The organism is Caulobacter segnis ATCC 21756 (assembly GCF_000092285.1).
GTDB lineage: Bacteria > Pseudomonadota > Alphaproteobacteria > Caulobacterales > Caulobacteraceae > Caulobacter > Caulobacter segnis.
In genome coordinates this window covers 1,804,954-1,818,993 of sequence record NC_014100.1, presented here as the reverse complement: position 1 = coordinate 1,818,993, position 14,040 = coordinate 1,804,954, and the positions used below count along the sequence as shown (strand labels likewise).

Annotated in this window: 9 protein-coding genes; 2 read left to right on the top strand and 7 right to left on the bottom strand. The window is 63.1% G+C overall.

Annotated features, from left to right (window positions below; genetic code table 11):
* Positions 1 to 5: 5 nt before the first annotated feature.
* The 4 genes from CSEG_RS08575 to CSEG_RS08560 are packed head-to-tail and all read right to left on the bottom strand — an operon-like array spanning position 6 to position 3,724.
* Complete coding sequence (locus CSEG_RS08575) at positions 6 to 614, bottom strand: hypothetical protein (protein WP_013078842.1); 609 nt, start codon at positions 612 to 614, stop codon at positions 6 to 8.
* The gene (locus CSEG_RS08570) at positions 607 to 1,788 is read right to left on the bottom strand and encodes a helix-turn-helix domain-containing protein (protein WP_013078841.1); all 1,182 of its coding nucleotides are present in this window, start codon (positions 1,786 to 1,788) and stop codon (positions 607 to 609) included. Before CSEG_RS08570 ends, CSEG_RS08575 begins: the two co-directional genes overlap by 8 nt.
* Positions 1,785 to 3,161, bottom strand: a complete 1,377-nt coding sequence (locus tag CSEG_RS08565; RefSeq protein ID WP_013078840.1) for a 7-cyano-7-deazaguanine synthase — start codon at positions 3,159 to 3,161, stop codon at positions 1,785 to 1,787. Before CSEG_RS08565 ends, CSEG_RS08570 begins: the two co-directional genes overlap by 4 nt.
* Positions 3,158 to 3,724, bottom strand: coding sequence for a hypothetical protein (locus tag CSEG_RS08560; RefSeq protein ID WP_013078839.1), 567 nt, complete (start codon positions 3,722 to 3,724; stop codon positions 3,158 to 3,160). Before CSEG_RS08560 ends, CSEG_RS08565 begins: the two co-directional genes overlap by 4 nt.
* Before the next feature lie 421 nt (positions 3,725 to 4,145).
* On the opposite strand from CSEG_RS08560, the gene CSEG_RS08555 reads away from it, so the two are divergent.
* Together CSEG_RS08555 and CSEG_RS08550 are read left to right on the top strand one after the other, a co-directional pair.
* The gene (locus tag CSEG_RS08555) at positions 4,146 to 5,960 is read left to right on the top strand and encodes an SIR2 family protein (protein WP_013078838.1); all 1,815 of its coding nucleotides are present in this window, start codon (positions 4,146 to 4,148) and stop codon (positions 5,958 to 5,960) included.
* Positions 5,960 to 7,408, top strand: a complete 1,449-nt coding sequence (locus CSEG_RS08550) for an argonaute/piwi family protein (RefSeq protein ID WP_013078837.1) — start codon at positions 5,960 to 5,962, stop codon at positions 7,406 to 7,408. Before CSEG_RS08555 ends, CSEG_RS08550 begins: the two co-directional genes overlap by 1 nt.
* 37 nt (positions 7,409 to 7,445) lie before the next feature.
* Here the strand turns inward: CSEG_RS08550 and CSEG_RS08545 are convergent, their stop codons facing one another.
* From CSEG_RS08545 to CSEG_RS08535, 3 genes are read right to left on the bottom strand one after another with little or no spacing between them, the layout of a single operon-like run.
* The gene (locus tag CSEG_RS08545) at positions 7,446 to 8,837 is read right to left on the bottom strand and encodes a Shedu immune nuclease family protein (protein ID WP_013078836.1); all 1,392 of its coding nucleotides are present in this window, start codon (positions 8,835 to 8,837) and stop codon (positions 7,446 to 7,448) included.
* A 42-nt stretch (positions 8,838 to 8,879) separates the two neighbouring features.
* Complete coding sequence (locus CSEG_RS21540) at positions 8,880 to 9,344, bottom strand: lasso peptide biosynthesis protein (RefSeq protein ID WP_013078835.1); 465 nt, start codon at positions 9,342 to 9,344, stop codon at positions 8,880 to 8,882.
* A 30-nt stretch (positions 9,345 to 9,374) separates the two neighbouring features.
* The gene (locus CSEG_RS08535) at positions 9,375 to 13,913 is read right to left on the bottom strand and encodes an NACHT domain-containing protein (RefSeq protein WP_013078834.1); all 4,539 of its coding nucleotides are present in this window, start codon (positions 13,911 to 13,913) and stop codon (positions 9,375 to 9,377) included.
* Positions 13,914 to 14,040 lie beyond the last annotated feature (127 nt).

Here is a 14,040-nt window from a genome sequence, read left to right as displayed (position 1 = left end):
GATATCTAGGCCAGCACCGCTCCGGCGACGCCACGTACCGCAGCAGGCAGGCTCGGGCATTTGCGAGCATTGTCTAGACCGATCAGCGCGACGACCTCGTCCATCCGCGATCTAGGCACTCGCATCCTGGCGAGTTGGAGTGCTCGCAGAAGTGAATCTGCCACAGCCGGGAGCCCGAGGATTTCGACCATCGTGACGGAGAGCAATAAATCCGTTGTAGTCGAGAGCCTGAGATCGGGAAAGCGCAGCGCGGCTAGGTCCGTCGCCTTCTGCTCGTCAATGATCGCGTCGGCCAGCCCGGCATTCGCGAACGCCAGAGTCGCCGCCTCACCGTCGTCGAGGGTCTGCTGGGCCGAGCCGGCCACCAAGCTGAAGAACAAGTCCTCCTGCGAGGCTGGGACCTGGACCACCTCCACAAGGCCGATGTGGATCAATCCCTGGACCTCATCGGCGGCCTGGCGACCTTTGGGGCGGCCACGATCTAGCTCGCCAAGCGCCGTTTCGGTGATCAACATCGGCTTGCCGATCGCCCGCAGATGCTCGGCAGCGCGGCCCGTGGCGGCGAGGTTGATCCATACGCTGGCGTCGGCGATATAAGCTGTGGCGTCAGACAAGGCGCCTCGCAGGGGCGCTGTCCAAACCCTGAACCGCTTCATATTCATCGATCAGTTCGCGCACCTCAGCCCGATCCAACTGCAGCAGCCGGGCAATCTGGCCCTCACTCAGCAGACCGCGCCGCCACGCTTCGCTGGCCAGCGCGTTGAGGCGAATGGAAACCAGGCGATTGGCGTTGAGACGATCCGGGTCCTCGAGCGGCGCATCACCGAGTACGGCGCGAGCCTGCTCGTCGGTGATATTCCCGTTTTCCACGAACCAGTCCCACGTCCCAACCTTAGCAAGATGGAGTTCTTCCAGACGTCGGACAAGAGCTTCGCGCGAGACGCCAAAGGTGTGGGCCAGCAAGATGACGTGCCGGCGGGTCAAGGTCTTGGCGCCGGCCGTGATGTCCTGGAACCTGGCCGCGACAGCGCGAGCCGGCGTCATGAAGGCGCGGCCAAAGGCGTTGGCGTAGCGCTCTTCCCGGCTGGATTCCGGTGAACCATCGTGCAGTGCATCAGGTGCCCGGCGGGTTGAAATGAAGTGTCCAAGCTCATGAGCGGCGGTCTGCGCTCGACGGTCGCGGCGATGCGAAGCGTTGAGCAGGATGCAGGCACCAGAGGCCTCGTCGAAAGCGTAGAGGCCCGAAATCTTGGCCGGCAAGGGGCGAACAAAGACCCGCGCGCCCAGTTGCAGCTCAAGCAGGGCGACCATGTCATGAACTGGAGCTAAGCCTAGCCCCAGCCATTGGCGGAGTTCGAAGGCGTCTTGCTCGGCCTGACGGACGACATCACCGGGCAGCAAGGGTCTTTCGGGCGGATCGTTGCGGGATCTTTGCACTCCCAGCAGATTTTCCAGCTCGACCTCGGCCTGCACCAGACTGGTCAGCAGACCTGCCGCCGCTTCAACCTGCGTATCTTGCTCTCCTGCTCTGCGGAAACGCGGGCGCAGATCGATCTGGACAGCTTCGCGGCGCAGCAAGCCATTGAGCGATACACCGTAGAGCGCCGCCAGGCGTTGTAACTCGTCAATCTTTGGGCGCCTCTGCCCCTGTTCCATTGCAACGAGGGTAGTGCGCGCCACCTCCAGCGCGGTGGCCGCCGCCGCCTGAGTCGTCTTGCTGGCTTCGCGCGCCAGGCGCAGGCGCTCGCCCAGTTCGACGGCGCCAATCAGATCAGATCCCACGCTCATGGTACGACGGAGGAAAGCTTGGTCACGAAGGAGTCGGGACCCAATTGGGTCAGGAAATTTCGCCATTCGTTCCGGTGGCGTTCCAGCATGCTAAGCAACTTCATCTCAGTGTCTTGAAGGGTCTCTCCGAGCGCATCGGCGACTTCGCGGGCGGACCGCCGGATCAGTCGTCGGTGCAGCGGGGAGTCGGGTAAGGCCGCAAGGTGATCCAGGTGGAGAACACCCGCGATCGCGTACTGCTCCAGCGCCGGCGTGACCAGCTTAAATCCCGGTGCGGCCCCTGACCGAAAGTCGCTGGCGCCAAGATTTTCCCAGACATAGGCGTCGGCTGGTTCGACCACGCCCGCCGCATGCAAGCTCATGCGACGCAGCATGCAAGCAGCGCAGACGCCGCACTGGCGCTGCTTGCCGCCCATCCCGACTTGGCGCGACTGCTGCCAGCAAGAGCGTGTCTCCGCCCAGGGCTGGGGCGTCGCACGCGCCGCCTCGGCGATCGTCTCGCCCTTGGTGCTCCATAGCCGGGGAAAGTCGTAGTGCGCGCTGTGGCCCAGGAGAGTGGCGAACAGGCGCTCCACGCGCATGGTGAACGCTGGATGGACCCGATAGTCGGGGTAGGCCTGCCCGCTCACGGTTAGAACCGGCCCTAAGGCACCTTGCCCGCTTTCGGTGACGACAATTTTGTCGGCCTTCGCGAGGACAGCGGCGATTCCTGTGATCACCGCGAACTTGAAGCCACGCGATCGCGCCGAGGACTCCTTGCGCCGCCCCTTGGCCACCCGCACCTCGTAGGGCACGGATGCGAAGGCTTGTCTCCGTTTGTTGTGCGACTTCTGGTCAGCGAAGGCGGCGCCCAGCCGGACCCTCACAAGGTCACTAGGTCGGGCTTCGCTGGTCAACGCCGCGACCGCCAGGGAGTCCAGGCCATTGCTGTAGGGAATGATCGTTTTGGCCGGATGGCCTAGGTCGAGCATTTGGCGAACCTGTGGGACAGGTTCAACGCGCGCGGCGAAGCTGAAAGCCCATTTGTCGCCGGTCAAGAATCCGAGTGCGTCCTGCAGCGCCTCTCGAACAATGGGCGCATTCCATCGCGCGGGATCGTGAACCGCCACTCGAACATCGAAAGCCCGGGCCCACCCCCAGGCGGGCCGATGGGCGACGACGTCGCAATATTCCGCCGCCGCCGCGACGACCAGAAGATCCACTAGCACCGGCTGCCAGTCCGCGTAGAAGTAGCTCTTCAAACCGGCAATCGACAGTTTCAGATTTCGGCCGATAACCGCAGTTAGCGCGCCATCGCGGGGCGACCGCCCCTCTTCCAAGGCGTCGACAAGGATGGCGGTCTCGGCGGCGGCGGAGAAGGCCAGGGGTTTCATAGGCTGGGTCCCTGTTCGAGGCCGTCCTGCTTGGGCGCGCGGCGGCGGCTCGGCGGCGCGCCGCTGACGACATCCTTGGCCAGCTTTTTCAGGCCGGCACCCGAGATCGCTTGCTCCAGTCTTTGCCGGGTGCTGCGCGCTCGCCCGGCGGAACGTTCGCGATGAATATGCTCTTCGACCTGTCGGATGTTTCTGAGAAGGCGTTCGTTCAGCGCGTTCTCAACGGCCTGCTCGAAGGCGGCTTGGCCGCGAAAACCTTCGGCTAGGGCCTCGCAAGTTTCATCGACCAAGGAGGCTTCTAGCGGCGAGCGGCAATCGGATCGCAGCGATTGTACATCTTCAAGAGCCTGGTTGGAGAACAGCTGGCCTTGATCCCCCTCCACGACCGCCGACTGAATGGCCTTCACGAAGGGACCGCGGACCTCCGAGATCCAGTCACCAGCCAGGGCCGGCGCATAAGTCTCTGAGACCTGATCAAGGGAGTAGGTAACGCCGAAGGCGCGCTGAGCGACCTGCTTCCAGCGCGGCTTCATCGGCAGGGTTCGGTGCGGACCATCGCTCATCGGGAGCCTCCTGTCCCGCTTCTATGACAGCGTTATTCGACATTGTCGAATCTTTTAGATTGAAAGCTGACATTCCAGCGTCTCGACGTGCTATCAAGCACCCGCTGTGCTTGCGCCAGAAGCTGCCGTTAGCCTCACTCCAGGGGGTGCGACATACACCGAAGCGGCGCACGGAAACGTCGGTTGTGGGTATCCCACTATTGCACGCCAGTTCATGCCGCTTCGCCCGTCCCGCGCCAGTCCCACTACTCGGCGCTGTGACTGTGATTCCTAGTAACTCCGAGCCAGGCGGACTTTACAGCACCCTTGGCAACCTTAAGTATGAATACAACCAAGCTGTTGGAGGACTCGGATCATCAGTTCCGTTCAGACTCTATCGGCCGCGCAATTTGCGACCGCCTTTGCCCTCAGGCCCAATCTCTTGGCCTGGTTCCTCGGCGCTGGAGCATCGGCCGCGTCCGGTATTCCGACCGGCTACGCCATGATCCGTGACTTCAAGGCTCAGATCTTTTGCCGTGAGAACAAGCTCGCCCAGCGGGAAATCGATACGGCCGACCCGATCTGGATAGAGCGCATCGACGGTTATTTTCGGCGCACGGCCCTACTACCTCCCGACGGAGATCCCACCGAGTACGCCGCGGCTTTCGAGGCAGTCTACCCCAACCCTAAGCATCGTCGCCAATATATCGCCGACGCCATCGCCAAGGGCGTTCCCTGCTTTGGACACAAGGTGCTCGGCAGCCTGATCGCGGCGCGCAAGGTCGACTGCGTTTTCACGACCAACTTTGATCCGCTTGTCGAAAACGCCGCCCTCTCGGCGAGCAACGCCCTGCCCCACAAGGATCAGGTCCAACCCAACGTCGCGGCCATCGACTCGGCCGACCGCGCGCAGCGGTGCCTTGAGGAATCCGACTGGCCGCTGATCGCAAAGCTTCACGGTGATTACCAGTCGACCTCGATCAAAAACACCGGTGCCGAGCTAGAGGTGCAGGACGCCCGCATGCGGCACGTGCTGGTCGAGGCTGGCAAGCGGTTTGGGATGATCTTCGTTGGCTACAGCGGCCGCGACGCTTCGGTCATGGAGGCGCTGAACGAAGTTCTCGACGGCGCAGCGCCCTTCCCCAATGGCCTCTATTGGCTCACAGGCTCGCCATCGCGTTTACTGCCAGCAGTAACGGCGTTCCTGGTTCGGGCCAAGGAACGCGGCGTCGATGTGGCAATCGTCGAATGTTCGACCTTCGATGAACTAGCCGCTGACGTCCTTCGCACGACTGACCTTCCAGAGCCGTTGCTCGAACAGGTAATGGCCGCGCGCCCGACGCCCCGCTTGGCGCCCGTCGCCTTGCCAACCGCCGAAGCGCGGACGTTGCCCGTCCTCCGATATTCGGCGCTTCTCGTCGAGGACATGCCCCGATTTGCGCGACGCATCAGGCTCGCCACGCCCACCACGTCGCCCGACGTCAGGGAAATGCTTCGGGCGGCCAAGTGCAGAGCCACGGCGGCTGCGAATGGTAAGGAACTGGCCGTGTTCGGCCGCGACCAGGAAATCCTGGAAGCCCTCGCCCCGCTCGGCGCGCAGCTGGCCGGCGAGATCGAACTCGACCCGATCCAAGATAGTTGGGCCAAAGGCCTGCTCTACGACACCCTGGTCAGGGGCTTGGCGCGGCGCCGCCCCCTCATCCCCCGCCTTAAGCGTTCTGGTCATTCCCTGGTCGTCGCCGGACCACGAGAAGGCGATGACGCAGAGCGAACCCGCCGAAACGCCCAGACTCTGGCGAAGCTTCGCGAGGCCTATGGCGCGCCTCTGACAGGTACGGTTCCGGGCCTTGGATTTCCCTTTCAGGAAGGTGTGTTCCTGAAGCTGGAGCCCATGGATGATCGTTGGTGGTGCGGCTTTGAGCCCTACACCTTCGTCGACATCCCCAGGCCAGAAACGCCTGAGGACGGCCATTCGGAGTCTAGAGGCGGCGAGGCCGATCCTCTCGGTTCGCGACCGCATTATCGGGGTGATCCGGCCGGTGATTGGCGGCGCGAACGATGGGCGACGCGCTACAACAAGCATTGGGCGGGGATCATCGACGCTTGGGCGAACCTTCTGGTCCCGCCGTGGGACCAGCCTGTTAGGGCATTTGACATCGAGGAGGGCGCCGGCCTGGACGGGGTATTTCAGATCGCCCCCAAAACGGGCTGGAGCCGTCCAGGGCATCATCACACCTATTTCGACAGGAGGAAGTGATGAACGCTCCTGCCAAGACAACGAAGCTTGCGCCCTTCACGCTACTGGATGAGCCTCGGCTCGCGTTTTCTCCTTCCGAAGACCATACCCATGTCCACCCCCTACGGGGCCTGCTCGATTTTGGTCCTTTTTCTCAGGGCTCGTTCGGCGGCTACACCCCCAGCCTGCGCATAGCGACGGTCGGGCCAAACAGCACATTCAGACAGCGCGGCGAGCTGATGCGGCTGCTGATCGCCCCGCAGACTCCAACCGATCGGGCCGAATACGTCCCGGCCTACCCCGGCTTCGAGGCCGTTTTCCGGGCAGGCCTCAAGTCGGCGCCGGCCGAGGCGCACGTCAAGTGGCCCGACTATCTGGAACAACTCCCCGGCGACGGCCCCGCGACGGCTCGGCTCCTGCAGGCCATGGACAGCGCGCTTCAGAGGCTGAACCTCGTCCGCGACCAGTTCGATGTGGTGCTCGTCCACCTTCCCGAAAGCTGGAGCTTGGCCACCCGCGCGCCGCTGTTCGACGGGCACGATGCGCTGAAGGCCCTGGGTGCCAAATACGGCATTCCAACCCAGGTGCTGAATGATCGCGCCTTCACCTTCAAGCACAAGGCTTCGCTGGCCTGGAGACTGGCGACGGCGCTCTACGTCAAGGCGGGCGGTACGCCCTGGAAGCTCGCGCCGCTTCAAGGCGTTCCGGCCGATACCGCCTATATCGGCCTGGCCTACGCCCTGCGGGGCGATCAGAAGGACGCCCACTACGTAACCTGCTGCTCGCAGGTCTTCGACATGGATGGCGGCGGCATGCAGTTCGTGGCTTTCGAGGCGCGCGATCCTGTCACCGACCTCCAAGAAGCTCGAAGAAATCCATACCTCAGCCGCGACGACATGCGCGCCGTGCTCGCGCGGAGCTTGTCGCTCTACCAAGGCCGCAATGGGGGTCAGCTTCCAAGACGCATGGTCATTCACAAGACGACCGCCTTCAAAGATAGCGAAATCGAAGGCGCGTTCGACGCTCTGGCCGGGGTGCCCGAGGTGGAGTGCATCGAGGTCGGTGCCGCCTCGTGCTGGCGGGGCGTTTGGCTGATCCCAACTGACCGGCAGACCCCCCGAAGCCGGCCATCAGGCTACCCCGTGCCGCGCGGGACGATGGTCGTGCGGTCGGGCAATTCGGCGCTGGTCTGGGTTGCGGGGAATGCCCCGCTCGTGTCGACAAGCGGTGACTACTACCAAGGCAAGAAGAGCATCCCCAAACCGCTTCAGTTAGTCCGTCATGCCGGGAGCGGCCCCCTCGAATTGATTGCGCACGAGGCCCTGGCTCTGACAAAGATGGATTGGAACAACGATGCGCTCTACGATCCTGTCCCTGTGAGTATTCGCTACTCGCAGAGACTGGCCAGGACCATCGCCAATGTTCCTGACCTGCCCAGAAACGTCTATCCCTATCGCCTGTTCATGTAGTGGCACCCATAAATGAAGATCATTCTCGCATGGAACATCATTTGTTCTCGGCGAGCGCTCCGTAGATCTCTCGAAGTCGCGAGAGCAACTCATCAAAGGTCACGATGGTCACTTCGCTCATCGCTTGGCGATAGAGTTCGAACGATCGACGTTGGCCACGCCCTTCTGGTGTTCTGCCGATGATGAGGATGCAGCGGATCGCAAAACCGTGGATATCGGCGCGCTCTGCGGCTTCCTTCAGGGCAGGCCATGTTAACTGGAGCTGCAGTCGTTGATCGAGCGCTTGCGCGATCGCCGCGCTTAGCTCGCTAGCGGCGCCAAACACGTCGTCGCCGCGATACGCGCTGTTGGCGACAAGATCGGAGTTCGGTTTCTTGATCTCCACAACGGCGAGATTGCCGGTTGACGCAGACGCGCAGAGAAAATCGGCTATGCGTCCGCCACGATCATTCAGGCGCTTCCCACCGACATAAGCCCTCTCCTGGACGACAAGTACGGGCGCCGGGAAAGCCAGACTCAGAATGAACGGGTTCTGCTCGAGGAATGACTGCCAACGGGCTTCGGACAGATTCTTCTCCAACATGCCTGCCAGCAGATCGATGAGCTGTTTTAGCGTCACCTGCTCAATCTCGCTTTTGAGCGATAGCAAGGCGCTTGTTTCCGACTCGGCCAAGGCCTCAATGTTGGAGCGCACGAGTCTGACGGCCGCGCTCCTGTCCCGCCGCGACAGCACCATGGTGTCGCGGCCTCCTCGGGTCGCTTCCGACAGGGTGTCGGGGCGAAGCGCCACGGCGCGCCGTGGAAATTGGGCAGGGTCGGCTGCGTGGAGCAGCTCTTGATAGGCGAGATGGGCCTTGTCTTGCCTGGCGTCGCGCTGATGCCGGGCGCTGATCCGGTTGATCTGCCTACGCAGCTCATGGAATCGCCTGACGCCCAGCACGAAGGTTGGCGGCGTCAGCGTCACCTCGTCGCCGCCATGCACAATAAGCATCGAGGCAAGCTTCTGTTCGGCGATCCCCTCGCAGATCGAGCGATACTCCCAGAGAAGGCCAAGACCGAACCGAAAGTCTTTCGCGAACCCGTCGGGGAGCCCTTCCAGAAGTTCGATGACGTCGTCGACGGTCTCGGGACGCGACCAAGGCCTATCGACCTTGGCGGCGACGACAATGCTTTCGAGGCTGCCGTATTTGGGCGTCAGGTAGTCTGAGCGGCCCTGCCGGACGTTCAGCGGCCAGATACGTAGCAGGTCGGGTGAGACGTTGAGTAATCTCGCGACCGGGAATTCGCCCTGTCGCTGGTCGGCGGGGGTATCGGTAAACGCCACATCGATGCTGAAGCCTTCTTCCTGCTCAACCGGCTCGATGAGCAGGAAGGGTCCGCCGTCTGAGCGTTCGCGCGAATTAAAAACCGAGGGGCGCAAGGAAGCCATGCGAAACTGTGATCAAAGCTGAGCCATGCAGCAAGCGCGAGATTACGCCTGCCGGTGCGTCGGCGGGGGCGGCTCGACAATCATGGCGCGGAGGAGACGAGCATAAAGGCCGTTCAGGCGCGACACCGTATGGTCGTCGTACGCCCGATAGTCTCCCGGCTGCTCGTCCTCATCGAGCTCAAAGATGCGCTCGTGCCATGGCGACGCCACTGCGACGATGACCGCCTCCTCCATGTCTTCGAACTGGTCGGCCGTAATATCGACCGTCAGGCCATCGACGTTGAGCCAAGCATGCGACGACCAGCTGTCGCCGAGCTTTCGGGTTCCCAGGACATAGCGAACATCGACGGCCCCCTGCTCGCGGAGGAAGCGCCCGAGCAGCAACGCCGCGTCCCCGCAACTGCCGTACGGAAAGCGCTCGAAGATAATGTCGCGCTTGAGCGGCGCGCCATCTTCGATGGCGCGTCGGAACCTGTGCGCGAGCCGCCTGGCTTCCGCTTCGCCCAATAGCGCCTCCTCGTTCAGCGACAGGCCCGGTCAGTCCTCATCATCGCTCGGAGTCTCGGGATCATACGCGCTGCGCAGAGCGTGGAGTTGCTCGGCGTCGGGCGGCTCGAAGGTTTGATACCGATCCAAGGCGGTCAGGACATCTCCCGCGGAATGGAAGATGCGTGTGAAGGTCCAGCGCCCCCCGAAACCACCGCCCACGCCGTCGCCGTAGACATTCTTCTCACCTGAGACTGCCCAAACGGCCACCAGCTTCTCGCGCTTCAGGAAAGCTAGAAAAGTTTCGCGATCGATCAACGCGGCGCTCCGCCCAGTCATCGCGACGGAGGGATCCATGAAACGGACAGCGCCGTCTCGATCGACATATTTGATCGTTACGCCGTCGGAGAGCTTTAGCCCCAAGCCGTCCATCAACCAGCCAGCGGGGAGGTTGAGGTTGATGTTCTGATCGATGGAGGCGTCGTAGCCGCCGGCTTCGGCTATGTATTCAGCTGTCGTTGGCCGCACTGACACGGGCTTCTTCGCCAGATCGATTCCGTAAGGACGCCAAGCTTTGATCCATTCAGCATTGTCCTTCGGATCGGCGCGCCAGGACCAAGGATGCTCGCCAAGGTAGGAGCGATACCCGCCGCTGCGAGCCGAGGGCATGTCGTCGTTGCCCTGGAAATGGACGTCTTCCAGCAGCGCCTTTATCTTGGCGAGGTTCGCCTGGCGAACGACCAGACAGTTGATCCGGCGCCAGGTCTCACGCTCCAGGCCCTTGTGTCCGCCCCTCCAGGTCTCAAAACCCTTGAGAACCAGCCAGCGTCGCCCGCCCTCCGGATCGGTGACGTCGATATTTTCGATGCCGTCGAAGATGTCCTGATCGGAATCCAACCAGTCGAGCGCTTGGTCCACCGGTATCGGATCCAGCACCGGCGCCGGCGGGGTCCAGAAGCTGGGCTCCTCGAAGCGACGCCATCCGTCATCCTCGGTCGCCGTCACCAGCAAGGACGGATCAATGTTTCGGAGACGCGCAATTTCTCCAGGATCGTCCCGCCCAGGCAGGGGCTGGAGGTTGTCGGCCATGCGCGCGCAAAGCTCATAGAGCGCGATCCATTGATATTTTTTGCCAATTCGCTCCACACGATGGGCATGGCGGTCCCCCCGCACCGAGCGGTCGAAGACGCCATGTAAGGTTTCGGACCAGCCTAGGTCGTGAGCACGCTTGCAAACCCAGCGCCGCGCCCAGGCCAGGTTGAACTGCGCCGGACCATCGCGCCGGTTGGGCGGCGGCTGGTACATGCCTTCGCTGCGCCAATTCTCAGCCTCGGCGCGCCACTCCGCATAGGTCTGCTCGCCGACCGCGGCCCGAAAGGTCGCCTTGGCCGCCTTGGCCACAGATTGCTTTTGACCATAGTCGAGGTCCAACGCGCCGTTGATCGCCGCCACGAGCGCTACGTGCGCGGCCAGCATTTCTGGCGTCGCCGTCGCCGAGAAGCGTTCGAACCACTTTTGTGCGACCTTTGCGGCGGTGGGGATCGGGCCCGACCATTTGGTCGCCACGCTCCAGTCGTCGACGGCGTAGTCGAGCTGATAGCGCGCAAAATCGCCATCGTAGACGCACGAGCTGGCGATCTCGTCGCGCGATCGGTAGCCGTCATTATAGGTCCGCTGATACGCCTCGATCGTGGCTTCGGTGACGTACTCGATCGGCCAAGGTCCGCCGTAAGGAGGCTCGGCAAGGTGCCGGTCAAAACCCTCCGGCAGCGCGCCATACGCCTCCGCGTATCGGACAAGGCCTCGAGCGTGGTCGCGCGTCAGAATATTGGCGGGGAAAGCCGCGCTGACAAAGAGGTCGATATAGAGGTCCCGCACGACGGCGAAAAGGTCCTCGGCCGTCCAACGCCCCTGCATCGCCGCGCCATAGACCGCCGCGACCACGCGCTCGGTGACATAGGCGTCGTCCAAGTCCTTGAAACGGGACCATAGGGTGCGCGCCAGGCTTGGGCGTTCGGCGAGTAGCGCGACCAGCGATTTGGTGGCGGCGTCGCGGACTGAACGGTCCGAGGTGGTGAGGAACCAGCACAGCTGAATTCCCGCCAATTCCGCGCGCTCGGGATGGATCGCCTCCTGATGGGCTTCCCGTACCCAATCGATCAGGCGCGCGGTCTGCTTGCCATCGCCGGCCAGATGCGTCGACCAGATGGCGTCTCTCTGGGGCATGGACAGCGCGCGCAGCTCGCTGTCGAGGAACGCGGCGTTGTGACTCCGCCCCGGATCGGTCGAGAACGCAACAAGGACTTCAAATCGCAACTCCGAGCCGCCGAGTTGGTCAATGAGCTCCCAGGTTCGGTCCGTGAGGCACTGGGCGTCGCGCGTCAGCAGGCTCTCTTCGAAGGCCTGACGCACGGCCCAAGGGTCAGGCAGATCCGGAACGTCATTGAGCTCGACGCCGAAGCGCTCGGGGAGTTGCACCGCGAGGGCTTCGAGCAAGCCCGGGACGATGGCCGATGACGGATCGTCGATCGCACGACGCAGCGCTGTCGTGCTGGCAAAGGCAGCCATCACATCGCCGCCCACGACGCTGCGATCCAAAAGACTCGTCACGATGGCGTGGTCGCCCATGCGCTGGAAGGTGAACCGAAGCTCCTCCTCCGCGCCGTCTGCCCAAGCCGGTTCAGCCGCGAGCAAACCTTCGTTCTGGAGTTGGAAAATGAGGTCGTGGTCAGCGGCGACTGTGGGGGGAAAGAACACCGCCACCAGATCGTAGGCCCGGCTCAACGGCACCTCTTCGCGGCCAGTGTCGGCCATTTCCTGAGCGATGGCGGAAATCGCACGTTCGACAAACTTGCGGCTCGGCGTCGAGCCGATCTGACTGTTGACGCGCCTGACCACGGCATCGTTGTAAAGCTTGAAGATCGCGGTGACCCCGCCAAGCCCCGCGGTCAGTAGTGCCTGCCCTCCCAGCTCTAGAGCATCGCAGCAAATCCGCAGGAAGAGAGGCGTCTCGAACTCCTCGACCGGGTTTGGCTCCTCGGCCAGGCTGATCCCGCGCTTCTTGAGATATTGCCGCGCCTGCCGGATCGTGAAGCCTTCGTGTTCGATCCGCGGCAGTTTGGTCTCGTCCAGCTCGTCAGGGATGACGAGGCGCTCGTAAGTCGATCGGCACGACAGGACGAGGCTGATCCATTCGAAGTGACCGACATCGTGCACCAATCCGGCCAAGCGCTCGGGCCAGATCGATTGGCCGTTCTTTTCGTTGATCGCGTCGATGGCCAGCAGCGCGCGGACGCCAGCAGCCTGGCCGGCGGCGTTGAGCGCGCCAAGGAAGGCCTGGACCTGGAGACCTCGCGGCAGGTCCAGATCCTTCAGGATCTCGGCCCAGGGCTCGGCGTCGGGCAGCTTGCCGCCGAGCACCATGACCGCCGGGGCGAGGTTGTCGATCGCAAGGTCGCAAACATCCGCCAACAGGTGCGATTTGCCCGAGCCAGCGGCACCGACGACCAGTAGAGCTCGGGTCTGGGTATGGTCCCAGTGCGCGGCGGCGAGCTCGCGCGCAACCTCGTTGAGGACCGACGACAGGTTGGACACCGCGGTCAACTTGGGGTCTGACTGTCCGGGGAGCGTCAGGTCGCGCAACCCGCTGTACCAAGGCAGAACGGCGGTTCGAGCGGCTTCAACCACCTTGCGCAGCGTCGCCACCGCGATCGGCTCGCTCGGCGCTTCAGCAGCTTGCGCCAGCGCCCTGGCCGCACTGTCGCAAGCGCTTGCAGCCGCGCCGTTTCCCCGGTCGGTCAGCGCCAGTTTTTGCGCGATGGCCTGGCTGAATGCGGCCAGGTCCGCAAACAGCCTGGGATCCAACGTGGTCGCTTGGATCACGCGACGAATGGGCAGATCGATATGGCTTTCGGGGCTGTAGCGTCGGCCAAGACCCGCCCGCGTCCGCTCAAAAACCTTCCGAAACCAGTCGTTGGTCAACAGCGTCTGATCGAACCAGTAGGCCACCCTGCCCGAGGCCTTGGGATCGGACGCGGTCAGGCGCCTCTTCAGTTCAAAGGCGTCCCAGCGGTCAATCTGGATCGTACGTCCTGAGGCCAGGGCCTTGCCGATGCGGTCGGCCTTCCATGTCGTCCAACGGTCCAGGGCGGTGACCACATCCGTCTTTCGGGAGTCCGCCAGATCGATCGGAAAACAAGCGATGAACCGGACCATGGCCGGGTGCTTGGCCAGCGCCTTGGTGAGAGACTCGTCGAGCGATTTGATGGCGCTCGCCATGTCCCAGTAATACTTTACCTGCCACCCAACCTCGGTCCCGTCCGACAAGGTCGCGAAGCACTCCACGCCACCGTCGCCGCCACGACCTTTTCGGTCGAAGCCGGTCCGTGCGGGGCTAAGGATCTCGTCGCCGGCCAGCTGGCAGCAAAGTTCCTCGAAGGCGTCGGCTTGGGTCCCACGGTGGAGACGAATGGCGGTGAAATCGATATCGGGCAGAAGCATCGCGCCAGTTGCAGCAACCGTGACGCGCAACGCAAGCGTAACCTTCACCTTGGCCTGGGAGAGCGTGATAGGGAGTGTGGCCGCCGCCATGGTGCCGCCGCTGACCCGATTGCCTGCCAGGCCAAGCAGAATTTGCGCCTGCGCGAGCTCGCTTTAAGCGGAAAGCGATTTTACCAGTCTCCCCTAGGTCGTTATTGCTAAGCTGCGTTCGCAGAGT